The sequence below is a fragment of the Pseudomonas sp. PAMC 29040 genome, assembly GCF_003994535.1.
GTDB lineage: Bacteria > Pseudomonadota > Gammaproteobacteria > Pseudomonadales > Pseudomonadaceae > Aquipseudomonas > Aquipseudomonas paraversuta.
In genome coordinates this window covers 1-21262 of record NZ_RZAA01000015.1, presented here as the reverse complement: position 1 = coordinate 21262, position 21262 = coordinate 1, and the positions used below count along the sequence as shown (strand labels likewise).

Annotated in this window: 21 protein-coding genes and 1 pseudogene; 13 read left to right on the top strand and 9 right to left on the bottom strand. The window is 59.5% G+C overall.

Annotated elements, in window-relative coordinates; all coding sequences use genetic code 11:
* Position 1: 1 nt before the first annotated feature.
* A complete protein-coding gene (locus WG29040_RS22395) occupies positions 2–487 on the bottom strand; it encodes a MarR family winged helix-turn-helix transcriptional regulator (protein ID WP_003444695.1) in 486 nt (161 codons plus the stop codon).
* A gap of 214 nt (positions 488–701) precedes the next feature.
* Between WG29040_RS22395 and WG29040_RS22390 the strand changes: the two genes are divergently transcribed.
* From WG29040_RS22390 to WG29040_RS22370, 5 genes are all read left to right on the top strand, one after another.
* Complete coding sequence (locus WG29040_RS22390) at positions 702–1532, top strand: p-hydroxycinnamoyl CoA hydratase/lyase (protein WP_003444693.1); 831 nt, start codon at positions 702–704, stop codon at positions 1530–1532.
* 109 nt (positions 1533–1641) lie between these two features.
* Entirely contained in the window at positions 1642–3090 is a 1449-nt protein-coding gene (locus WG29040_RS22385) for an aldehyde dehydrogenase (protein WP_010657343.1), read from the top strand.
* Positions 3091–3249: 159 nt separating this feature from the next.
* Positions 3250–5133, top strand: a complete 1884-nt coding sequence (locus WG29040_RS22380) for a feruloyl-CoA synthase (RefSeq protein ID WP_010657342.1) — start codon at positions 3250–3252, stop codon at positions 5131–5133.
* The gene (locus WG29040_RS22375; protein ID WP_003444688.1) at positions 5130–6371 is read left to right on the top strand and encodes a thiolase family protein; all 1242 of its coding nucleotides are present in this window, start codon (positions 5130–5132) and stop codon (positions 6369–6371) included. Before WG29040_RS22380 ends, WG29040_RS22375 begins: the two co-directional genes overlap by 4 nt.
* 61 nt (positions 6372–6432) lie before the next feature.
* Positions 6433–8187 carry an acyl-CoA dehydrogenase gene (locus tag WG29040_RS22370; RefSeq protein WP_127196896.1) on the top strand — a complete coding sequence of 585 codons (1755 nt, stop codon included), beginning with the start codon at positions 6433–6435 and terminating at the stop codon, positions 8185–8187.
* A 79-nt stretch (positions 8188–8266) separates the two neighbouring features.
* Here WG29040_RS22370 and WG29040_RS22365 read toward each other — a convergent pair whose 3' ends face one another.
* Positions 8267–9868 carry an ABC transporter substrate-binding protein gene (locus WG29040_RS22365; protein ID WP_003444683.1) on the bottom strand — a complete coding sequence of 534 codons (1602 nt, stop codon included), beginning with the start codon at positions 9866–9868 and terminating at the stop codon, positions 8267–8269.
* 263 nt (positions 9869–10131) lie between these two features.
* Positions 10132–10698, bottom strand: a complete 567-nt coding sequence (locus WG29040_RS22360) for a helix-turn-helix domain-containing protein (RefSeq protein ID WP_003444682.1) — start codon at positions 10696–10698, stop codon at positions 10132–10134.
* A gap of 159 nt (positions 10699–10857) precedes the next feature.
* On the opposite strand from WG29040_RS22360, the gene WG29040_RS22355 reads away from it, so the two are divergent.
* Together WG29040_RS22355 and WG29040_RS22350 are read left to right on the top strand one after the other, a co-directional pair.
* Positions 10858–12075 carry a Xaa-Pro peptidase family protein gene (locus tag WG29040_RS22355; protein WP_127196895.1) on the top strand — a complete coding sequence of 406 codons (1218 nt, stop codon included), beginning with the start codon at positions 10858–10860 and terminating at the stop codon, positions 12073–12075.
* Between the two features lie 109 nt (positions 12076–12184).
* A complete protein-coding gene (locus WG29040_RS22350) occupies positions 12185–12670 on the top strand; it encodes a GNAT family N-acetyltransferase (protein ID WP_127196894.1) in 486 nt (161 codons plus the stop codon).
* Positions 12671–12850: 180 nt separating this feature from the next.
* Here the strand turns inward: WG29040_RS22350 and WG29040_RS22345 are convergent, their stop codons facing one another.
* Entirely contained in the window at positions 12851–13861 is a 1011-nt protein-coding gene (locus WG29040_RS22345; protein WP_127196893.1) for an NAD(P)-dependent alcohol dehydrogenase, read from the bottom strand.
* Positions 13862–14027: 166 nt separating this feature from the next.
* Between WG29040_RS22345 and WG29040_RS22340 the strand changes: the two genes are divergently transcribed.
* The gene (locus tag WG29040_RS22340) at positions 14028–14957 is read left to right on the top strand and encodes a LysR family transcriptional regulator (protein WP_177413001.1); all 930 of its coding nucleotides are present in this window, start codon (positions 14028–14030) and stop codon (positions 14955–14957) included.
* A 63-nt stretch (positions 14958–15020) separates the two neighbouring features.
* On the opposite strand, the gene WG29040_RS22335 is transcribed toward WG29040_RS22340, so the two are convergent.
* The gene (locus WG29040_RS22335; RefSeq protein ID WP_029613027.1) at positions 15021–15344 is read right to left on the bottom strand and encodes a gamma-glutamylcyclotransferase; all 324 of its coding nucleotides are present in this window, start codon (positions 15342–15344) and stop codon (positions 15021–15023) included.
* Between the two features lie 166 nt (positions 15345–15510).
* Between WG29040_RS22335 and WG29040_RS22330 the strand changes: the two genes are divergently transcribed.
* The 3 genes from WG29040_RS22330 (at position 15511) to WG29040_RS22320 (ending at position 18602) form a co-directional block, all read left to right on the top strand.
* A complete protein-coding gene (locus WG29040_RS22330) occupies positions 15511–16059 on the top strand; it encodes an AAA family ATPase (RefSeq protein ID WP_029613025.1) in 549 nt (182 codons plus the stop codon).
* A gap of 172 nt (positions 16060–16231) precedes the next feature.
* The gene (locus tag WG29040_RS22325; RefSeq protein WP_003444661.1) at positions 16232–17329 is read left to right on the top strand and encodes a carboxynorspermidine decarboxylase; all 1098 of its coding nucleotides are present in this window, start codon (positions 16232–16234) and stop codon (positions 17327–17329) included.
* Positions 17330–17357: 28 nt separating this feature from the next.
* On the top strand, positions 17358–18602 hold the full coding sequence (locus tag WG29040_RS22320) for a saccharopine dehydrogenase family protein (protein WP_003444659.1): 1245 nt from the start codon (positions 17358–17360) through the stop codon (positions 18600–18602).
* Between the two features lie 364 nt (positions 18603–18966).
* Here WG29040_RS22320 and WG29040_RS22315 read toward each other — a convergent pair whose 3' ends face one another.
* Positions 18967–19128, bottom strand: a complete 162-nt coding sequence (locus WG29040_RS22315; protein WP_127196891.1) for a DUF2986 domain-containing protein — start codon at positions 19126–19128, stop codon at positions 18967–18969.
* Positions 19129–19316: 188 nt separating this feature from the next.
* Here WG29040_RS22315 and WG29040_RS22310 point away from each other — a divergent pair, with 188 nt between their 5' ends.
* On the top strand, positions 19317–19577 hold the full coding sequence (locus WG29040_RS22310) for a hypothetical protein (protein WP_003444655.1): 261 nt from the start codon (positions 19317–19319) through the stop codon (positions 19575–19577).
* A 60-nt stretch (positions 19578–19637) separates the two neighbouring features.
* Here WG29040_RS22310 and WG29040_RS22305 read toward each other — a convergent pair whose 3' ends face one another.
* Together WG29040_RS22305 and WG29040_RS22300 are read right to left on the bottom strand one after the other, a co-directional pair.
* Positions 19638–19835 carry a hypothetical protein gene (locus WG29040_RS22305; protein WP_003444652.1) on the bottom strand — a complete coding sequence of 66 codons (198 nt, stop codon included), beginning with the start codon at positions 19833–19835 and terminating at the stop codon, positions 19638–19640.
* A gap of 102 nt (positions 19836–19937) precedes the next feature.
* The gene (locus WG29040_RS22300; RefSeq protein WP_003444649.1) at positions 19938–20171 is read right to left on the bottom strand and encodes a hypothetical protein; all 234 of its coding nucleotides are present in this window, start codon (positions 20169–20171) and stop codon (positions 19938–19940) included.
* Between the two features lie 82 nt (positions 20172–20253).
* Between WG29040_RS22300 and WG29040_RS22295 the strand changes: the two genes are divergently transcribed.
* On the top strand, positions 20254–20817 hold the full coding sequence (locus tag WG29040_RS22295; RefSeq protein WP_127196890.1) for a DsrE family protein: 564 nt from the start codon (positions 20254–20256) through the stop codon (positions 20815–20817).
* Positions 20818–20933: 116 nt separating this feature from the next.
* On the opposite strand, the pseudogene WG29040_RS22290 reads toward WG29040_RS22295, so the two are convergent.
* Positions 20934–21262: pseudogene (locus tag WG29040_RS22290) on the bottom strand (putrescine ABC transporter permease PotI); the annotation flags it as partial.

Below are 21262 nucleotides of genomic sequence, written 5' to 3'. Positions count from 1 at the left end.
TTCAGTCCTGATAGACCTTCTTCAACAAGCGCAGCAGCTCTTCGCGTTCCTCGCCATCGAGCGCCGCGGTGGCGTCAAGGTCGCTTTGCACGGCGATCTGCTTGAGTTCCTTGAGCAGGGTCTCGCCGGTCTTGCTGAGGAAGATCCCGTAAGAGCGTTTGTCCGGTTTGCAGCGCACCCGTACCGCCAGCGCGCGACTTTCCAGTTTGTTGAGCAGGGGCACCACCTGGGGCGGCTCGATGGCCAGTGCCCGAGCCAGGTCGGCCTGCATCAATCCGGGGTTCTGGTCGATGATCGCCAGGGCCGAGAATTGCGCGGGTCGCAGGTCATGGGCCGAAAGGCGACCAATCAGGTTCTGGAATAATTTCAGCTGGGCGCGGCGCATGGCGTAGCCGATCAGGTCGTCCAGTGCCGAGTCCAGTGCGGTTTGCATCTGGGGCGGCGGCAGGGACTCGCTTGGGGCTGCGGGGGGTGAAGGCTTGGCCATTGCGGGTGAGTCCTGAAAAAGTGGAGGTTAACAAGGCTATCTATTTTGCCGGGGTTGGCCAGTGATAGCTATGGTCAATGTTGTTTTCAGGTGCTACGGCAGGTTCTTTCAGCGGGATAGAAAAATGGTTAATTTTATTAATGGTTAATTGACATAACTAAATTGCTGCTTTAATTTCTAGCTATCTTCAAGCCAAGAACAAGAGTGCATCATCATGAGCAACTACGAAGGTCGCTGGACAACGGTCAAAGTCGAGATTGAGGAGGGCATTGCCTGGGTCATCCTCAATCGCCCTGAAAAGCGCAACGCGATGAGCCCGACCCTGAACCGGGAAATGATCGATGTGCTGGAAACCCTGGAACAGGACCCGGCCGCTGGCGTGCTGGTGCTGACCGGCGCCGGCGAGGCCTGGACTGCGGGCATGGACCTCAAGGAGTACTTCCGCGAAGTGGACGCCGGCCCGGAGATACTTCAGGAAAAAATCCGTCGCGAAGCGTCGCAATGGCAATGGAAACTGCTGCGCATGTACGCCAAGCCGACCATTGCCATGGTCAACGGCTGGTGCTTTGGTGGTGGCTTCAGTCCGTTGGTGGCCTGCGACCTGGCGATCTGCGCCGACGAAGCGACCTTCGGCCTTTCGGAAATCAACTGGGGCATCCCGCCGGGCAACCTGGTGAGCAAAGCCATGGCCGACACCGTGGGCCATCGTCAATCGCTGTACTACATCATGACCGGCAAGACCTTTGGTGGGCAGAAAGCCGCCGAGATGGGGCTGGTCAACGAAAGCGTGCCCCTGGCGCAACTGCGTGAAGTCACGGTAGAGCTGGCGCGTAACCTGCTGGAGAAAAACCCGGTGGTTCTGCGTGCGGCCAAGCATGGCTTCAAACGCTGTCGCGAACTGACGTGGGAGCAGAACGAAGATTACCTCTACGCCAAGCTCGATCAGTCACGTCTGCTCGACACCGAAGGCGGTCGTGAGCAGGGCATGAAACAATTCCTCGACGACAAGAGCATCAAGCCTGGCCTGCAAACCTACAAACGCTGAGACACGGCGGCGAGTTACCGGGCGCATCCCGCTGCTGGCGGTTGCGCCCGGGTGCTGGGTCTAGATCGCTCAAATGCATTCCCGATAAAGACAATAAAGAGGAATCACCATGCTGGACGTGCCCCTGTTGATTGGCGGCCAGTCGTGCCCCGCCCGCGACGGTCGAACCTTCGAACGCCGTAACCCGGTTACTGGCGAGCTGGTGTCGCGGGTTGCTGCCGCCACCCTGGAAGATGCCGACGCCGCAGTGGCCGCGGCCCAGAAGGCGTTCCCCGAGTGGGCTGCACTGGCGCCCAATGAGCGTCGCTCCCGTTTGCTCAAGGCGGCCGAGCAATTGCAGGCGTGCAGCGCCGAGTTCATCGCGGCTGCCGGCGAGACCGGGGCCATGGCCAACTGGTACGGATTCAACGTGAAGCTGGCGGCCAATATGCTGCGCGAGGCGGCGTCGATGACCACCCAGATCACCGGCGAAGTCATCCCCTCGGATGTGCCTGGCAGTTTCGCCATGGCCCTGCGCCAGCCTTGCGGCGTGGTGCTGGGAATCGCTCCCTGGAACGCCCCGGTCATTCTTGGCACCCGCGCTATCGCCATGCCATTGGCCTGTGGCAACACCGTGGTGCTCAAGGCCTCAGAACTGAGCCCGGCAGCACACCGCTTGATCGGTCAGGTATTGCAAGACGCAGGCTTGGGCGATGGGGTGGTCAATGTCATCAGCAACGCTCCGGCGGATGCGGCGGCGATTGTCGAGCGGTTGATCGCCAACCCGGCTGTGCGACGGGTCAACTTCACCGGCTCGACCCATGTCGGGCGCATTGTCGGTGAACTCGCGGCGCGCCACCTCAAACCCGCTTTGCTGGAACTGGGCGGCAAGGCGCCGTTTTTGGTGCTCGATGACGCTGACCTGGATGCGGCGGTGGAGGCAGCTGCCTTTGGCGCCTACTTCAATCAGGGGCAGATCTGCATGTCCACCGAGCGTCTGATCGTCGACGCCAAAGTCGCTGATGCGTTCGTCGCCAAGCTGGCGGCCAAGGTTGCAACCCTGCGGGCCGGTGATCCAGCGGCCACGGATTCAGTACTCGGCTCACTGGTGGATGCCGCTGCCGGGACGCGCATCAAGGCGTTGATCGATGATGCCGTGGCCAAGGGCGCGCGGCTGGTGGTCGGCGGGCAACTGGACGGCAGCATTTTGCAGCCGACCCTGCTCGACGGCGTCAATGAGAGCATGCGTCTGTACCGCGAGGAATCCTTCGGCCCAGTGGCCGTGTTGCTGCGCGGTGACGGCGATGAAGCGCTGCTGCGCCTGGCCAACGACTCCGAGTTCGGTTTGTCGGCGGCGATATTCAGTCGCGACACCGGGCGTGCCCTGGCGCTGGCGCAACGGGTCGAGTCGGGCATCTGTCATATCAATGGCCCGACCGTGCACGACGAGGCGCATATGCCCTTCGGCGGGGTCAAGTCGAGCGGTTACGGCAGTTTTGGCGGCAAAGCGTCGATCGAGCATTTTACCCAACTGCGTTGGGTTACCTTGCAGAATGGACCGCGGCACTACCCGATCTGAACAGGCGTCGCCACGTCGGGCGTCGACTTCCCTGGAAGCGCAGCGCCCGCGTGCAAGGCAGAAATAACAATAACAAGGTTGCGGCCAACGGCTGCCACGCTATCCGCGAGTCATCTGTGTGTGGCTTGGTTTCAGCGTGCCTTGATGGAGAGCAAGCACGTGAGTTCCGAATTCAGATCGCAATCCAATGACCAAGCCGGTGCACCGCGCTATCGCCATGTGTCCATTGGCTGTTCGGCGGTCGAGGTCACAGAACAGCAGGGCGTATTGCACATGCGCTCCCTGGAACCGTTGGCCGAGTTGCCCAAGCGGCTGCTCGATCGGCTGGTGCACTGGGCCCAAGAGCGTCCCGAGCAGACCTTTATCGCCGCCCGTCAGGCCAGCGGTGATTGGCGCCGGATCAGTTACGCCCAGATGCTCGACAGTGTCCGGGCCATCGCTCAAAGCCTGTTGAGCTACGGCCTGTCGGCAGACAAGCCTCTGGTGCTGCTCTCGGGCAATGACCTCGAACATTTGCAGGTCGCCTTCGGCGCCATGTACGCGGGCATCCCTTACTGCCCGGTGTCGCCGGCCTATTCGCTGCTGTCCCAGGACTTTGCCAAGCTGCGCCACGTTTGCGACCTGCTGCAACCGGGCCTGGTGTTCGTTAGTGATGCCACCGCCTACCAGCGCGCCATCGATGCCGTGATACCAACCGATACGCCAATGATTTCGGTGCGTGGCCAGGTTGCGGGGCGCCGCCAGGCGAGCTTCGCCAGCCTGCTTGAGCAGCCGGGTGGTGCCGAGGCCGAAGCCGCGTTTGCCAGCACGGGCCCGGACAGCGTTGCCAAGTTTCTTTTCACCTCCGGTTCCACTCGTTTACCCAAAGCGGTGATCACGACCCAACGCATGCTCTGCGCCAATCAGCAGATGCTGTTGCAGACCTTCCCGGTGTTCGGCGAAGAGCCGCCCGTGCTGGTGGACTGGTTGCCGTGGAACCACACCTTTGGTGGCAGCCACAACATTGGCATCGTGCTCTACAACGGCGGCAGTTTTTACCTGGACGACGGCAAACCCACGGCGCAGGGTTTTGCGCAAACGCTGCGTAACCTCAAGGAATTGTCGCCCACCGCTTACCTGACGGTGCCCAAGGGCTGGGAAGAACTGGTCACGGCGCTGGAACAGGATGCGCAACTGCGGGAATGTTTTTTCAAACGCATCAGTCTGTTTTTCTTCGCCGCCGCTGGTTTGTCGCAAAGCGTCTGGGACCGTCTGGACCGGGTTGCCGAACAGCACTGCGGCGAACGTATCCGGATGATGGCCGGGCTGGGCATGACCGAGGCCGCGCCATCCTGCACCTTTACCACCGGGCCGTTGTCCATGGCCGGTTACATAGGCCTGCCGGCGCCGGGTTGCGAGGTGCGTCTGGTGCCTGCGGACGGCAAACTGGAAGGGCGCTTCCGTGGCCCGCACATCATGCCCGGTTACTGGCGCTCACCGCAGCAGACCGCCGAGGTGTTCGATGATCAGGGCTATTACTGTTCCGGTGATGCACTCAAACTCGCCGACCCCCGCGATCCGCAATTGGGGCTGATGTTTGACGGGCGCATCGCCGAAGATTTCAAACTGTCCTCCGGGGTCTTTGTCAGTGTCGGGCCTCTGCGCAGTCGCGCTGTGCTCGAAGGTTCGCCCTATGTCCAGGACTTGGTAGTGACCGCGCCGGATCGTGAATGCCTGGGGGCGCTGGTATTCCCGAGAATGTATGAATGCCGACAGCTGTCGGGGCTTTCGGCCAGTGCCAGCGACACCGAGGTGCTGGCCAGCGCGCCAGTGCGCGAATGGTTCGCCGACTGGTTGCAGCGACTCAATCGCGAAGCCAGCGGCAATGCCAGTCGCCTTGAATGGATCGCATTGCTCGACGAACCGGCGTCCATCGACCGCGGTGAAATTACGGACAAAGGTTCGATCAATCAGCGAGCGGTGTTGCAGTGGCGTGCCGATCAGGTCGAGGCCCTGTATCGCGGGCTCGATCCGGCGATTCTACGCGCGGGGGCCAGGCTGTGAGCGCTGGCGGCCAGTACTCGGTTTTCACTGACGCTGCCATCATCGATGCGCTGCGCACACCCTGGGTCGACTTCAATGGTGCGCTGGCCGAGGTGTCGCCGATCGACCTGGGAATCAAGGTCGGGCGCGAAGTGTTGGCCCGCGCAGGGGTCGATCCGCAAGGGGTGGACAGCGTACTGGCGGGCTCCATGGCCCAGGCCAGTTTCGATGCTTACCTGCTGCCACGGCATATCGGCCTCTACAGCGGCGTGCCTCAATCGGTACCGGCATTGGGGGTGCAGCGCATCTGCGCCACCGGTTTCGAACTTCTGCACCAGGCTGCCAGGCAGTTGGATGACGGCGTGCAACTGGCGCTGTGCGTAGCGGCCGAATCCATGTCGCGCAATCCGATTGCGGCGTACACCCATCGTGGCGGTTTTCGCCTCGGTGCCAGCGTGCAGTTCAAGGATTTTCTCTGGGAAGCACTGTTTGATCCGGCCCCCGGGCTGGACATGATCGCCACGGCCGACAATCTGGCGCGGCGTTATGGCCTGAGCCGTGAAACTGTGGATGCTTACGCCTGCGACAGCCATCGGCGGGCGCTGGCGGCGCAGCAAACGGGCTGGCTGGCACCGGAGATCGTGGCCGTAGGTCATCAGACTTTCGACCTGGACGGTTACCAGCCGCGCGGCATCACCCTGCCACGTGGGGTCGATACTGTGAGTGAAGACAGCCATCCACGGCCTGCTGAGCTGGCGGCCTTGGCCCGACTGCGTGCGGTGCACCAAGGCGGGGTGCAGACCGCCGGCAACAGCTGTGCGGTGGTCGATGGCGCGGCGGCGGCGCTGGTCGCCCGCACTTCGGCCTGCCGGGATACGCCATTGGCCCTGCTGCGGGCCAGCGCCGTGGTCGGGGTGGCGCCTGAGTTCATGGGTATAGGTCCGGCACCGGCGATCCGCCTGCTATTGCAACGCAGCGGCCTGGAGCTGAATCAAATTGGCCGCTACGAAATCAACGAAGCCCAGGCCGCGCAAGTGCTGGCCGTGGCACAGGAATTGGAACTGGACCATTCGCGTCTCAACGTTCAGGGCGGTTCGCTGGCTCTGGGTCACCCGCTGGCTGCCAGTGGTTTGCGCCTGGTGCTGACCTTGGCCCGTCAGCTGCGCGAGCACAACCTGCGCTACGGGATTGCAGCGGCCTGTGTCGGCGGCGGGCAGGGCATGGCCTTGTTGATCGAGAACCCGGGTTGGTGCGCCTGAGGTTTTAGCGACCCGCCCGCAGCGGCGGGTGTGACTTGTTTTCTACCGGATGAGGTTTGCCATGTGGAGCTATCAGGCGCCCTTGCGCGATATGCAATTTGTTCTTGAACACTGGCTGCAGGCGCCCGAGGCCTGGCGTCGCAGCCCGGTGTTCGAGGCGCTGGATTTACCGCTGGCCGTACAGGTACTCAAAGAAGCCGGGCGCTTCAGCAGTGGCGTATTGGCGCCGTTGAACAGCCGTGGCGATCGCCAGGGTTGCCACTTGAGCGAAGGCCGGGTCACCACCCCGGACGGATTTTGCGACGCGTATCGGGCCTATGTTGAGGGTGGTTGGCCGGCCTTGGCTTGCGCCGAAGCGCTGGGCGGGCAGGGTTTGCCGCAAGTGCTCGACGCGGCGCTGCAAGAGATGCTTTACGCCACTAACCACGCTTGGGCCATGTACACCGGCATCGCCCACGGCGCCTATCTGTGTTTGAAAACCCACGGTGCCCCGTGGTTGCAGGAGCGCTATCTTCGCGCAATCATCAGCGGCGAAAGCTTGCCCACCATGTGCCTGACCGAGCCCCAGGCGGGGAGTGATGTCGGCCTGCTACGCTGTCGCGCAGAGCCTCAGGGCGACGGTAGTTACCGGCTTGATGGCAACAAGTTGTTTATCTCGGGCGGCGAGCACGACCTCACCAGCAACATCCTGCATCTGGTGCTGGCTCGCGTACCGGGAGCACCAAGCGGCAGCCACGGAATTTCGTTGTTCCTGGTGCCGAAGTTGCTGGATGGCGGCCAGGCCAACGGCGTGTTCTGCGATGGCATCGAGCACAAGATGGGGATCAAGGGCAGCGCTACTTGTTCACTGGTGTTCGATGCCGCCCAGGGTTGGTTGATTGGTGAGGTCAATCGCGGGCTGAAGGCGATGTTCGTGATGATGAATTCGGCACGTCTGCATGTTGGCCTGCAAGGCCTGGGGCACTGCGAAGCGGCTTGGCAGAACGCCCGCAGCTATGGCGCCGAACGCCAGCAGATGCGCGCACCGTCAAGGCCGGCCGGGGTGGTGGCGCAGGCTGTCGACCCGATCAATTACCATCCGGCAATACGTCGCATCCTGCTTGAATTACGCGCCACCAGCGAAGGCCTGCGCGCTATCGGTTATTGGGTCGCGCATCTGTTGGACCAGGCGGAACATGAGCCTGAGCCAAGGGCGCGGCAACAAGCCGGACAACTGGCGCAGTTACTGACGCCGATCATCAAGGCGTTTTTCACCGAGCAGGGGTTTCGCCAGGCCAGCAACGCCTTGCAGGTGTTTGGCGGGTACGGCTACATCGCCGAATTTGCCATCGAACAAACCCTGCGCGACAGTCGCATCGCCATGATCTATGAGGGCAGTAACGAGATACAGGCCAACGACCTGCTCCTGCGTAAGGTGCTGGGGGATCAGGGTCAGGCTTTTGAGCTGTTGTTGGCGCAGTTGCGCGAAGAGTCCAGGCTTGGCGCCGATATACCGGAGTGCGCAGGCTTTGCTGAACAGCTGGCGAGCCTGTGCAGCACCCTTGAAGTGCTGGTAAGCGAGGTGCGTGAGCTGTCACTCGAGGATGCAGAGTACCCGTATCGAGCTGCCGGGGACTTCCTCCAGCTTTTCGGCCTGATCCTGCTTGCGCTGGCCTGGGGCCGGGCGGCACGGGTCTCGCGACAACTTGCCGAAGATGACCCGCTCCGCGCCGCCAAGCTGGAAACCGCCGGATTCTTTTTCAGCTACCTGTTGCCCCAGGCCGAGCAGCGTGTGGCCGCAGTGCGTGGGGCGCGGGCAGCGTTGGCGTTTATCTGAGGTTCAGTCAAAGTCGCGGATGACAAAGTCCTCGCCGGTGCGAGGACGGTGAAGGGGCCGCCTGGTCGGCCCCGGTCATTCACTGTTGGTTGGACACGCCGTAGAAGCTGCTGAGTCCGAAGGGGCTGATCAGGAAGTCCTTCACACTGGTGCGCATCGGCTGGTAGACCGTGGAGTGGGCGATCGGGGTGATAGGCACCTGTGATTTCAGGAGATGCTGTGCTTCTTTGTACAGCGCGGTGCGCTTTTCCACATCGGAGGTGGCCTCGGCGGCCTTCACCAGTTTTTCGTAGTCCTCATTGCACCACTTAGAGAAGTTGTTGCCGTTGACCGAGTTGCAGCTGTACAGGGTGCCCAGCCAGTTGTCCGGGTCACCGTTGTCGCCAGTAAAGCCGATCAGCATGACGTCGTGCTCGCCGGCGTGGGCGCGCTTGATGTACTCGCCCCATTCGTAGCTGACGATGTTGGCCTTGATGCCAATTCTGGCCCAGTCGGCCTGCAGCATTTCGGCCATCAGCTTGGCGTTGGGGTTGTAGGGGCGTTGCACCGGCATGGCCCAGAGGGTAATTTCTGTGCCTTCTTTCACACCTGCCGCCTGCAGCAGCTCCCTGGCCTTCTGCGGGTTGTGGGCGACGTCCTTGATGGTCTCGTCGTAGGACCACTGGGTCGGCGGCAGCCCGTTGACGGCCAGTTGGCCGGCACCCTGGTAAACAGCGTCGATGATGGCTTGCTTGTTTACCGCCATGTCCAGTGCCTGGCGTACTTCGAGTTTGTCGAACGGCTTGCGGGTGAAGTTGTAGGCGATATAGCCAAGGTTGAAGCCTGGTTGACTGGGCATCTGCAGGTTCTGGTCTTGCTGCAGCGGCTTGATATCGGCCGGGCGCGGGTAGGCAGTGATCTGGCATTCGTTCTTTTTCAGTTTTTGCATGCGCACCGAGGGGTCGGTGGTGATGGCGAAGATCAGATTGTCGATCTTCACGTCTTCAGGCTTCCAGTAATTCTGGTTGCCCTTGTAGCGAATCTGCGCGTCTTTCTGGTACTTGCTGAACACGAACGGGCCAGTGCCGATCGGCTTTTGGTTGATGTCCTTGGCCTTGCCTTGCTTGAGCAACTGGTCGGCGTATTCGGCCGACTGGATCGAGGCGAAACTCATGGCCATGTTCTGAATGAAGGCTGCGTTCACAGTACTGAGGGTGAACTTGACGGTATGGTCGTCGACTTTTTCGACCCCGGTGATGTTTTCGTTCATCCCCATGTCCGTGAAGTAGGGGAATTCGGTGGGGTAGGCCTTGCGGAACGGCATGTCCTTGTCGAGCATGCGGTTGAAGGTGAACAGCACGTCGTCGGCGTTGAAGTCGCGGGTCGGCTTGAAGTAGTCGGTGGTGTGGAACTTGACCCCGTCCCGCAGGTGGAAGGTGTAGGTCAGGCCATCGGGAGAAACGTCCCAGCGGGTTGCCAGGCCGGGGACGACCTTGGTGCCGCCACGCTCGAACTGCGCCAGCCGGTTGAAGACGGTTTCGGCTGAGGCGTCGAAGTCGGTCCCCGTGGTGTATTGGCCCGGGTCGAAGCCGGCCGGGCTGCCTTCGGAGCAGAACACCAGGTTGCTGGCGGCATGGGTCAAGCCGCAGCCGAGGATCAGGCCGGCGGCGATCATGGTCTTGAGCGTGGTCTTTTTGCGCATGCGAACCTCATTGTTGTTATTTTGAGGGCGGCAGATCAGGTAGCCCGTTTCTGGGGGATGCACCTGATCCTGCGGCTTTACGGGCTGTGGGCTGCCCGTCATTTTTGAACAGGCAGCCGAAGGCAGGTGTCCTGGCTCGGGCGGTAGCGCTGAAGGGGGGGGAGGGATACTCGCGCCGACAGCGGCCGAGAAAAAATTTAAGTTAATCTAAAATTAATTTCAACTTAAATTAAGTGGTACTTACTTTTTGTAAGTGTGCCCGATCAGGCTGCGGGGTGATCGTCGAGTAACCCGCCCATGGTGGTGACGACCAGCACTTCGGCAACATCGTCGCCCGCATTGGCAATGGAATGCGGCCTGGTGGAGTCGAAATGTATCGACCCGCCCGGGCCAAGCGGGTATTTGTGGCCATCTATGGCGTAGACGATTTGCCCGCAGAGCACATAGGTAAACTCTGCGCCTTCGTGGCAAATGAGCTCGGACTGGTAGCCCACTGCCATAGTCATCTTCATCGCGTTGATCAGGTTGCCGGGGAAGTTGCTGGACAGGCGCTCGTAGACCAGCGGCTGGCTACCGATGCTATAGCGTACGCGCTGGCCCTGGTGGGAGTCGGGCTGGGGCTGGGCGGGCTGGTCGAACAGGGTGTTGAGCGCAACGCCCAGGGATTTTGCGATTCGCGCCAGCGAGGAGATGGACACGCCAGTGAGGTTACGCTCCGCCTGGGACAAGAAGCTGGCTGTCAGGCCTGACTCAGTGGCCACTTGTTTCAGGGTCTTGTTGGCGGCGCGGCGGTAGCGGCGCAGCCGTTCACCGATCTGTTCTACGGTCATTGGCGTGGCTCGTATTTTGAAAGGCGCCAGTATAACGGGCGGGGCACTGGAAAAACGTTTTTCGCCTTACTGGAATTAAGCACCACTAAAAATATGGATTGACGGTTTTTTAAGTCAGGCTTAAATTTCGCCCACTGCAGCATAATTCGGGAGAACGAGATGACAGTGGGTGTAGGTGGCAAAACTCCGGAACAGGCGCTGGCCGGCCTGGCGCAGATGACCGAGGGCATGAAGCCTGTCGGCCTCGACGAATACCAGTCGCGCATTGCCAAGGCCCAGGGCCTGATGCGAGAGCAGGGTATCGCCGCCCTCTACCTGAACGCTGGCAGTAACCTGTACTACTTCACCGGGGTGAAGTGGAGCCCGAGCGAACGCATGGTCGGTGCCGTGCTGCCCGCCAACGGAGCGCTGGCCTATATCGCTCCGGCATTCGAGGAGGGCACCATTCGCGACTTCCGCGAGGTGGACGGGTTTATTCATGGCTGGCAGGAGCACGAGAGTCCCTACCGCCTGCTGCTCGATATGCTCGCTGCAATGGGGGTCGCCGCCGATGCAGTGGTGGGCCTGTGCCCGTCCCTGGCATTTTTCATGTTCGATGGCATCCGCCGCCTCGGATCGGACTTAAAGTTCGTCGACGCTTCTTGCGTGACGAACCTGTGTCGCTATCACAAGTCCGCTACCGAGCTGGCGCTGATGCAGCGTGCCAAAGACATGACCCTGGAAGTGCAAAAGGCTGCCGCCAGCATCCTGCGCGCAGGCATCAGTACCACCGAGGTTGCCGAGTTCATCCGTGAGGCGCACCGCAAGGTGGGCGCACCGGGTTCGACCTTCTGCATCGTGCTGTTCGGCGAGGCCAGTGCCTTTCCCCACGGCGTAAAGCACGCGCAGGTGCTCAAGGACGGCGACATGGTGCTGATCGACACGGGTTGCCTGCTCCACGGCTATCAGTCGGATATCACTCGCAGTTACGTGTTCGGCACCCCGAGCGACCGCCAGCGCGCCCTGTGGAACCTGGAAAAAACCGCCCAGCTGGCCGCCTTCGACGCTGCACGCCTGGGTGAACCCTGCCAGGTGGTGGATGCCGCCGCGCGTCTTGCCCTGGAAGCCGCCGGTCTCGGCCCGGACTACCAGTTACCCGGCTTGCCGCACCGCACCGGACATGGCATCGGCCTGGACATTCACGAAGGGCCTTACCTGGTGCGTGGTGACCTGACGCCGCTGGCCGAGGGCATGTGCTTCTCCAATGAGCCAATGATTTGCATCCCGGGCGAGTTCGGCATTCGCCTGGAAGATCATTTCTACATGACAGCCACTGGCCCGCGCTGGTTTACCCGGCCGAGCCATTCTGTAGACGACCCGTTCGGGCTTCAGGCCTGAGGGCAGGCCTGGCACCGGGGGGGCTTTGGTTGGAAATGGGCGCTGTCATGAAGCGTGTCTGGCAAACCAGCCAGGCCCCCCTGAATCCCGACAACAAGGAGTAGCGGGCATGCAAAAGCAATTTACCCTTCGGGCTGCACAACCTGGAGATGGCCACGCTATTTTCCATGTCACCTGGCAGTCGATAGCCGAGCTGTCGAACGGACTCTATACCCCGGAGCAACTCAATGGCTGGATGGGCGAAAGAACCCCGGAATTTTATGAGCAACTGATAAAACAAGGGCGGATGGTCGTGGCCCTGCAACTGGGAAGGATCGTTGGCTTTGTCGATTCAGAGCCAGGAGAGGTGACGCGGCTATTCCTGCTTCGCGAGGCATCCAGCCAGGGGCTTGGTGAGCATTTGCTCAAGACAGGTATTGATAATGCACGTGGGCCTGGCATCCGCTTTATAAAGGTGGAGTCGACCTTGAATGCGCAAGGCTTCTACAAAAAGCATGGCTTTGTGACACAAAAGCACGGTGTTTTCAGTCACGGTGTGGGTGGGCAACCCATAGAAATCATTCACATGGAGCTTGAATTGCAGGGCAATCAGTAGCAATTAAAAGATCTGGCGACCTCCCCAGAAAGCAAGCATGTCTGGCCAGCGGAAGGTAGCGAGGAGGCCGGGCATGCGACATGCCCGGCTACAAACCTGAGCGCAGCCCGGTCGCTTTTTTCCGGTTCAGGGCTGCAAGGAAGTGCGCCGGTTTCTCTCCGGCAATATCAATTCACCCCCTCAAGCAATCTTGATCACTACCTTGCCGAAAGCGCCCCTCGCCAAGTGTTCATACGCCTGGCGTGCCTCTTCAAAGGGGTAGACCTTATCGATGACTGGCCGGATTTGGTTTTCGTTGAGGAAGGCGTTCATACGGTCGAAGGACGAGCGCGGCGCGACTGCAATGCCGCGTATGGTGGTCTGCCGGAAAATCAACGGCATCAGGCCAAGCTCGGTGGTCTGCCCTGTCAGGAAGCCGATTTGTGCGATCTTGCCTGCGGCCTTGGTCGCTGCGATGGACTGATTCAAGCCATTGCCACCGGCAACGTCCAGAAGCAGAACGACCCCCTTGCCGTCGGTGAGCTTGAGCACTTGCTCATGCCATTGCGGGTGGGTCCTGTAGTTCACCCCGCTGACTGCACCCAGTTGCATGGCAGCCTGCAGATTGGCGTCATTGCTCGACGTGACAATCACTTTGGCACCCAGCGCAGCAGCCAGTTGAACGGCGAAGATCGACACGCCGCCAGTACCCTGCACGAGTACGGTTTCTCCGGGTTTGATCTGGCCGTAGTCCACCAGTGAATACCAGGCAGTCAGCGCGGCGATAGGCAGTGTCGAGGCTTCTTCGTCCGACATGTTGTCGGGTGCGCGCACAGCGCTATCCTCGTGAATGATCATGTACTCGGCCAGCCCCCCAGGCAGGGGCGAGCCAAAGCAGTAATCGGGTTCGTCCGAAGCAGGGGCGCCATCAATCCAGCGTGAATACAAATGCGAGTTTACCCGGTCGCCAAGTTTGAATCGGCTGACACCTTCACCAATAGCGACTACGGTTCCTGCTGCATCGCTCACGGGAATCAGCGGTTTGGGCACTTTATGTGGTTCGTAAATACCGTCGACGATGGCTTTGTCGCGGAAGTTGAGGGAAACGGCGCCAACCTTGACCAGCAACTCTCCGGCCTTGGGTTCCGGCGTGGGGGTGTCACCAAGGACTAAATTGTCGAGACCAAAATCATTCAGAAGCCAGGCTTTCATATTGTTTCTCCTTAAAGGGCACCAGTCAGATCTGGTGGAGTGCGGCCATTGTTACCCCTGAGTCAGTGGCAATAAATGCTTCAGCCAGGACAAGACTGTTGTCTCTAACGGCAACAATGGCCTAGGGTTGATACCTTAAGCAGCAACAAAATCTGAGCGAGGGTGTATGGAACTGCTGCAATCAATGCAAGTTTTTGTGCGTGTTGCCGAGCTTGGAAGCTTCACCAAAGCCGCTGATGCCACACAATTGGGACGCCCTCAGGTCACCCGGGCCATACAGGAGCTGGAAGCATCTCTTGGCGTGAGACTTTTTCAGCGCACAACCCGACAAGTGCGACTGACGACGGAGGGGGAGCAGTTTTACGAACGGGTCATGGATATTCTCGGGCGCCTCGCTCAGGCAACGTCGATGTTCGATGTTGCCGGGGCATCCCTTCGAGGAAAACTGCGGGTTGATATTCCATCGGCGCTTTCCCAGCCTGCATTCATCACAAGTCTGAGAGAGTTCAGCAACAGTCATCCGCAAATCGAAATGGCATTGGGGGTTACCGACCGTACCGTGGATTTGGTCGCCGAAGGAGTGGATTGCGCGCTCAGGATCGGAGAGTTGCCGGACTCCAGTCTGGTGGCCCGGCGTATCGGCATGGCAACCATGGTGACGTGCGCGGCGCCTGGATATATCCAGGAGTTCGGCGCGCCGCATACTCTGCAGGAGCTGGATTCTCACCGTTGCATCAGTTTTCTGTCCGGTCAGAACCAGCGACCGCTCCCCTGGCAGTTCTCCAATGGCGGCATCGACAGGGGCTACGTCAGCCACCGTGGCATCGTCGTCAATGAGTCCAGCACCTATGTGCAATGTGGTGTGGCCGGTTTTGGCATTCTTCAGGCGCCGGGGATCGCGCTGGAGCGGTATCTGGCTGATGGTTCTTTGGTGGAAGTACTCGAGAACTATCGGCCAAGACCGCGCCCGGTGTCCGTGTTGTACCCCAGCAGAACGTACCTTGCCCCGCAGGTGCATGCATTTGTCGACTGGGTGAGCCAGAGGTTTGCGCTGCTTTATCCTTTATGGCTTGAGCAAAAGACCAGCGGGGCTTAGGCGCCCAAAGCGCAGCTATTGGCCAGCAAAGCAGTCATGCAGCAGCGCCCTGGCTTTCAATGGTTAACGCAGGGCATAGACATAAGCACTCACTTGAGCACCATTATCCAGAGTCACGCTGGTCAGGACACGTTGATACTCGGCCCCTTCAAAATCGTCCAGTGCCGGCCAGTGGCGGGCGAAATTTTCAGAGCAGAAGAGATGGCCATGAATATCATCGCCATCCTCGGCAATAACCAGACCAGGGAATCCCAGGTCTGCTCCCCAGCCTGCCTGTACCAAGCGTCCCTTGAGCGAGGCGGACTCCCATACGCCGCCAATGTTTGACATCACGTGCTCATTTGGTCTTCCAGGCCCCAAGGTCCCATAGACGAATAGACGCTCCATATGTGTTCCCCGCTCAATCAAAAGGGCGGAATCCTGACTTATGGGCAGGGGACAAATCAATCAGAAACTCAGCGGCTCGAGAATATCTGCGCCAATCTGTCAAATCGTCTGGACACTGGTGATGTATAGGCGCTGGCAAACTTGTTTCAGACAGGCTGAAAGTGAAATGACAAAAGATACGCCACGTTACATTTTGATTACAGGCGCGGCTGGTAGCGGCACCACGACCCTGGCAGATGCTTTGGCAAAGGAACTGAATACGACCCACCTGGAAGCGGATGATTTTTTGTGGCTGCCCGGTAATCCGCCCTATCAGCAGTTGGCAGACAAGACGCAACGAGCAGAGCGCTTGTTACAACAAATGCACTGCCATGGCCGTGCAGTCGTTGCGGGATCAGTCATGGGTTGGGGTCAACCCCTTGAGAGCGAATTTGATCTTGTGGTGTTCCTTTATGTTCCAGTTGAACTCAGATTAGAGAGGCTGAAACGTCGCGAGGTAAAGCGCTTCGGTGAGGCGAAGCCGGAGTTTCTGGCCTGGGCAGCTCAGTATGATCAAGGAAGTGTTCCGGGGCGTAGCCTGGCCAGGCATCGGCAATGGCTGTCCGGGCTTGCCTGTACTGTGTTGAAGCTTGAGGGGGACATATCGGTGACAGATCGGCTACGACATATACGGGATGCAATCAACGGATTGAACCCTGCACCGTCAATCATATGAATCCAGCGCTACGACCCTCTGAGCAACCAGGATTGCCCGGGGTTTGCCAACAGGGTTGCAGTACCGCTCGGGCGGGCGACATTTGGAACTGGGCTTTTGCTCTTTCGATATCCGGTTAGTGAAGGCACAATGCGCATCCTTTTTTGGCTGGCCTTGCTGGAGTCGCCTCGAAATGATCAAAACGCCGTACTACCTGATCGATAAACAGAAACTGCTCAAGAACATGCAGAAGATCGCCTATGTGCGCGAGCAGTCCGGGGCCAAGGCCCTGCTGGCACTCAAGTGCTTTGCCACCTGGTCGGTGTTCGACTTGATGCAGCAATACATGGACGGCACCACATCGTCGTCGCTGTACGAGTTGAAGCTCGGTCGCCAGAAGTTCGAAGGCGAAGCCCACGCCTATAGCGTGGCCTGGGCCGATGATGAAATTGAAGAGATGCTCGCCAACTGCGACAAGATCATCTTCAACTCCATTGGTCAGCTGCAGCGTTTTGCCGAGCGCTCCGAAGGCAAGATCCGCGGCCTGCGGGTCAACCCGCAAGTCAGCAGCTCCGACTACCTGCTGGCCGATCCGGCGCGCCCGTTCAGCCGCCTGGGTGAATGGGACCCGGTGAAGATCGAAGGCGTCATCGACCAGATTTCCGGTTTCATGTTCCACAACAACTGCGAGAACGGTGACTTTGAGCTGTTCGACCAGATGCTGTGCACCATCGAAGAACGCTTCGGCGAGCTGCTGCACAAGGTCACGTGGGTCAGCCTCGGTGGCGGCATTCACTTTACCGGTGAAGGCTATGCCCTGGACGCGTTCTGCGCCCGCCTCAAAGCGTTCTCGCACAAGTATGGCGTGCAGGTTTACCTGGAGCCGGGCGAAGCCGCTATCACCAACAGCGCCTCGCTGGAAGTCACAGTGCTCGACACCCTTTACAACGGCAAGCACCTGGCCGTGGTAGACAGCTCCATCGAAGCCCACCTGCTGGACCTGCTGATCTATCGCCTCAACGCCAAGCTGGCGCCAAGCGACGGCGAACACACCTACATGGTGTGCGGAAAATCCTGCCTGGCCGGGGACATTTTTGGCGAATACCAATTTGATCGTCCGTTGACCATCGGCGATCGGCTGTCGTTCATCGACACCGCGGGCTACACCATGGTCAAGAAAAACTGGTTCAACGGCCTGAAAATGCCGTCCATCGTAGTGAAACAACTCGACGGTACAGTCGAAGTGGTTCGTGAATTTGGTTACGAAGACTACCTGTCCAGCCTTTCGTAAGCTGGCGGATAAAGGAGAGATAAAGCAATTGAAAAAGAACGTTCTTATCATTGGTGCAGGAGGTGTCGCCAAGGTGGTGGCCCACAAATGCGCGCAGCACAACGACGAACTCGGTCGGATTGCTATCGCGTCGCGCAACATCTCCAAATGCCAGGCCATCATCGATAGCGTCAAGGCCAAGGGCAGCCTCAAACTGCCTGCCGAAATCAAGGCTTTCACGCTAAACGCCCTGGACGTGGAAGCGACCAAGGCTCTTATTCTCGAAACCGAATCGCAGATCGTGATCAACGTCGGTTCCGCGTTTCTCAACATGTCGGTGCTGCGTGCCTGCATCGATACCGGCGTGGCTTACCTGGACACCGCCATCCATGAAGAGCCGGGCAAAGTCTGCGAGACGCCGCCCTGGTATGGCAACTACGAGTGGAACCATCTCGAGGAGTGCAAAGAGAAAAACATCACCGCCATCCTCGGTGTAGGTTTCGATCCGGGCGTGGTCAACGCCTATGCAGCACTGGCCAAGCAACAGTATTTCGACCGCATTGATTCAATCGATATTCTTGATGTCAATGCCGGTTCACATGGCAAGTATTTCGCTACCAATTTCGACCCTGAAATCAACTTCCGTGAATTTACCGGACAGGTGTGGAGCTGGCAGAACAGCCAGTGGACAAGCAACACCATGTTCGAAGTCAAGCGCACCGACGACCTGCCGGTTGTCGGAGAGCAGAACCTGTACCTGACCGGCCATGACGAAGTTCATTCCCTGTCGAAGAATCTTGACGTGCCCAACGTAAGGTTCTGGATGAGCTTTGGCGAACACTACATCAACGTGTTCACCGTGCTGAAAAACCTCGGCCTGCTCTCCGAGCAGCCGGTCAAGACCGCCGAGGGCCTGGAAGTGGTGCCGTTGAAGCTGGTCAAGGCCGTACTGCCTGACCCGAGCTCGCTGGCTCCCGGATACACCGGCAAGACCTGCATCGGTGATCTGGTCAAGGGTACCAAGGATGGTCAGGCGCGCGAGGTGTTCATCTACAACGTCGCCGATCATGAAGACGCCTACGCAGAAACTGACAGCCAGGGCATCTCCTATACGGCTGGCGTGCCGCCCGTGGCCGCGGCGCTTCTGGTCGCCCGTGGCGAGTGGGACGTGCAGCGCATGGTCAACGTCGAAGAACTGCCGGCCGAGCCGTTCCTCAACGCGCTGGACGTGATGGGTCTGCCGACCCGGATCAAGGACGAGAATGGTGATCGTCCCTGGAATCGCAATGCCTGAGACACCTGAATAACAGGTGAGCCTCACGCCCGCGTTCCACGATACGCAAAACGCCGCTTTTCAAGCGGCGTTTTGATTGGTGCAGTTTGCCGGATCCCGCTGGCACCCATGGGTGTGATGAGCGGCGGCACACCCCCTCCTCCGAGAAGTTGACCTTCTGTTCTGTAACTGGCTTCTGGCGCCCCGGCTCGAACAGGCTGGAGCCCTTTGTCAGCCGCCGTCCGGTGTGATCGCAAGTGCAGTGAGACGAAATTGATACCGAAGCAGGGCTGACATGCCCGGCTTGGCGGGATACCGACCGGGCTCGAGCATGATCCAGTGCTGATCAGGATGGGGCGGGGGAATTTGCCGGGGGTTGTATGGATCAGCTTTCAGAGGTGGTGACGTCGTCATGGGCGGACTCTGCAGCCAGCTTCAAACGGTCAGCTTTACAAATGTATTTGGTCTTGTTTTGCGGGGCCAGTTTGGCACTGGCCTTTTTTGCGTGGGCTTTGAGCAACTGCTTGATCTTTTTACGACGGTTCATGCTTTTCTACTCAGCTTGTACATTCCTCAATGATATCAGTTTAAAACACCGGGCCCGATGGCGGTGCCACGTTTAGTACCGCCGGTTCGGCTCTTTGCAGGGGCTCAACCTGTCATTGGGTGGAGCTCGATGCCCGGGTCAAACCGGGTCTATAGTCAAACTCCAGTCCTTAAATAATCGAGAGTCTTATGAAACGCTCAGTTTTGTTGGTTCTGGCGGCCCTGGTCGCCACTCCGATTTTTGCAGCCGATGATTTGTGCACCATAAACCTGCAGAAATTGGCCGATTACAAAGCCAGCTCCGGCACTATCGGCCAGCCACTGCTCGGGCAGATCCATGACGCGAGAGTTGCGGCACAAGAGGCGCAGGCTGCAGGTGATACCCAGAAGTGCATCAACCTCACCAACAAAGCCCTGCAGGATGTAGTGAACGCGCAAAAAGGTCATTAGCGGCAGCGGCGGGGGGGTGATCCTGCCCCGCCTGTTTGCTGTCCAGGGTTGCGTGCCCCATCAGTGCAGCGTGCGCCGATTTTCACCAATCCGGATCCTGTCCAGAGCCCGGTTCAGGGCATCCAGCGCATCGAGCAGGGCTTTGGCCTCGGCTTCTCTGCCATCCCCCCACAGACGCTCGGCCATTTTGTTGAGGGCCTGGATCGATTTTTCTATATCTGCCGCGGTGACTGTCTGTGCGGGCGGTTTGTCTGACATGGGTGGTTCCTGTTGGTGCTGACCGCTACGACTTTAACGCGCAATATCGGCTGTGCGGCGGTTTGCTTCGGCTCAATGATCGATCAGGCCGGGTTGGCGCAGTTATTTGCTGCGCAGACGCCTGAAAAGCTTCACCAGATACCAGGGCGTGGCAAGAATCAGCACCAGAATGGCTGCGAGCGGCAATGCCTCAAGCCAGAGCGATGCCAGCAGCTTCGACTCCAGCAACCATCCTGCCGCGCTATAGGGATTGGTCTGGGCGTACGCCGAAAGCAGTGCAATCACTGATGTGATCAGTGCGAACCCAATGGCGGTACGAACCTGCTCTCTATTCATGTTGTTCGATTCTCTTGGCGGCGTTGACTAAAGCGCGCGATGCTATCAACAACAAGACCGAACCGGACAGAGGAATATTGCCATGCGCCATGTTGTCAAAATCGTCTCTTTCACACTTCTGACTCTGGCCAGCAGCCAGTTGCTGGCCGAGCAGGCCGATACCGCGCCCGGGTTCTGGACCACGCCGACCATTGTGGGTTATGGCAAGATCCACCCGCTGGCAGATGCTGCCTACCAGCCCGACAAGACCGCCACCTACAAGGTGGTTTTTGCCCTGACCAAGGGGCCTAAAACCCCCGCAGACGTCAACCCGGCACTGGACCACGTAGCCCGCACCGTCAATCTCTATGTGGCAGCGGGTGTGCCCCTGACGCAATTGAAATTTGTTGCCGTTGCCTCCGGTGACGCAACGGCGCTCGCGCTCGACGACGCGGCCTATCGCTCCCGATTCAATACGGCCAACCCCAACTTGCCCCTGATCGCAGCTCTGCGGCACGCCGGAGTAGATGTGGCGGTGTGTGGTCAGGCGGTGGCCGAACACCACTTTGCCTATAGCGAAGTCGACAAATCGGTCACCACTGCGCTCTCGGCGCTGACCACCATTACGACCCTGGAGCACCAGGGATACAGCCTGATGCCCATGTGATACCGGATCAGCCCCGCCGGGGGGGAGCTTGCGCCGACAGTTTGATTGCAGCGTTGGCCAGGCATAAAAAAACCTCGCCTCCTGTGCACAGGAGGCGAGGTTTTTATGGCGCTGGCTTAAACCGCTGTCAGCGATTTCGGACGACGTACATCAGGTTGTTTCCAGGACTCGGCCGAGGCTTCGTCGATGGCTTGCTGAATCGCCTTTTTGCGGTGTTCTTCGGCGCGGCGGCTGAAGAACCACACCAGAAAGGTCACCAGCGACACCGCCAGCAGAATCAGGCTGGCCACGGCGTTGATCTCGGGTTTGACCCCCAGTCGTACCGCCGAGAACACTTCCATCGGCAAGGTGGTGGAACCCGGCCCGGACACGAAACTGGCCAGTACCAGGTCATCCAGGGACAGGGCGAACGACATCATGGCGCCCGCCGCCAGTGACGGCGCAA

Coding starts and splice junctions, on each gene's coding strand:
- WG29040_RS22350 (WP_127196894.1), top strand. CDS start 12,185: ATGCAAAAGCAATTTACCCTTCGGGCTGCACAACCTGGAGATGGCCAC.
- WG29040_RS22395 (WP_003444695.1), bottom strand. CDS start 487: ATGGCCAAGCCTTCACCCCCCGCAGCCCCAAGCGAGTCCCTGCCGCCG.
- WG29040_RS22370 (WP_127196896.1), top strand. CDS start 6,433: ATGTGGAGCTATCAGGCGCCCTTGCGCGATATGCAATTTGTTCTTGAA.
- WG29040_RS22390 (WP_003444693.1), top strand. CDS start 702: ATGAGCAACTACGAAGGTCGCTGGACAACGGTCAAAGTCGAGATTGAG.
- WG29040_RS22300 (WP_003444649.1), bottom strand. CDS start 20,171: ATGAATAGAGAGCAGGTTCGTACCGCCATTGGGTTCGCACTGATCACA.
- WG29040_RS22340 (WP_177413001.1), top strand. CDS start 14,028: ATGGAACTGCTGCAATCAATGCAAGTTTTTGTGCGTGTTGCCGAGCTT.
- WG29040_RS22335 (WP_029613027.1), bottom strand. CDS start 15,344: ATGGAGCGTCTATTCGTCTATGGGACCTTGGGGCCTGGAAGACCAAAT.
- WG29040_RS22315 (WP_127196891.1), bottom strand. CDS start 19,128: ATGAACCGTCGTAAAAAGATCAAGCAGTTGCTCAAAGCCCACGCAAAA.
- WG29040_RS22365 (WP_003444683.1), bottom strand. CDS start 9,868: ATGCGCAAAAAGACCACGCTCAAGACCATGATCGCCGCCGGCCTGATC.
- WG29040_RS22295 (WP_127196890.1), top strand. CDS start 20,254: ATGCGCCATGTTGTCAAAATCGTCTCTTTCACACTTCTGACTCTGGCC.
- WG29040_RS22345 (WP_127196893.1), bottom strand. CDS start 13,861: ATGAAAGCCTGGCTTCTGAATGATTTTGGTCTCGACAATTTAGTCCTT.
- WG29040_RS22310 (WP_003444655.1), top strand. CDS start 19,317: ATGAAACGCTCAGTTTTGTTGGTTCTGGCGGCCCTGGTCGCCACTCCG.
- WG29040_RS22385 (WP_010657343.1), top strand. CDS start 1,642: ATGCTGGACGTGCCCCTGTTGATTGGCGGCCAGTCGTGCCCCGCCCGC.
- WG29040_RS22305 (WP_003444652.1), bottom strand. CDS start 19,835: ATGTCAGACAAACCGCCCGCACAGACAGTCACCGCGGCAGATATAGAA.
- WG29040_RS22325 (WP_003444661.1), top strand. CDS start 16,232: ATGATCAAAACGCCGTACTACCTGATCGATAAACAGAAACTGCTCAAG.
- WG29040_RS22360 (WP_003444682.1), bottom strand. CDS start 10,698: ATGACCGTAGAACAGATCGGTGAACGGCTGCGCCGCTACCGCCGCGCC.
- WG29040_RS22355 (WP_127196895.1), top strand. CDS start 10,858: ATGACAGTGGGTGTAGGTGGCAAAACTCCGGAACAGGCGCTGGCCGGC.
- WG29040_RS22330 (WP_029613025.1), top strand. CDS start 15,511: ATGACAAAAGATACGCCACGTTACATTTTGATTACAGGCGCGGCTGGT.